This is a genomic window from Alcanivorax sp. HI0083 (assembly GCF_001635175.1).
In genome coordinates, this window is the sequence record NZ_LWFX01001776.1 from 1 (window position 1) to 460 (window position 460).

General features: G+C 58.7%; 1 protein-coding gene. It reads right to left on the reverse strand.

Annotated elements, in window-relative coordinates; genetic code table 11:
* The coding region (locus A3754_RS25705; protein ID WP_156497242.1) for an aminotransferase class I/II-fold pyridoxal phosphate-dependent enzyme at nucleotides 1–336 on the reverse strand (336 nt) is incomplete at its 3' end.
* Nucleotides 337–460: the final 124 nt, after the last annotated feature.

The following is a 460-nucleotide window of genomic DNA, read 5'->3' on the forward strand; positions in this document are numbered from 1 at the left end:
CGGGAACAGCAGCGGCTGATCCTGTTTGAAAAACGCCATAAACAGGTGCGCCAGCACTTCGTCGGAGCCATTGCCAACAAACACTTGGGAACGCTCGATCCCGTAACCTTGATTGGAATAGTAATCGGCGATGGCCTGCTTGAGCTGGCTGCTGTCCGGGTCCGGGTACAGCCGCAGCCGCTCGTCCGCCTCAGCGCGGATCGCCTCGATCACTTTCGGCGACGGGCCGAGCGGATGCTCATTGGTGTTCAGCTTTACCAGCTTGTCCATCTTGGGCTGCTCGCCGGGCACATAAGGCTCCAGCCCATGAACGAAGTCGCTCCAGTATTTACTCATAAGTTCTCCGCCGGAAGCCTGACGCCAAACGCCGGACAAAGAGGCCGCACGTCAGGCGTCTGGCATCTGGCTTCTAGCGTTTAATTCTATATTCCGCACTGCGCGCGTGGGCCGTCAGGCTTTC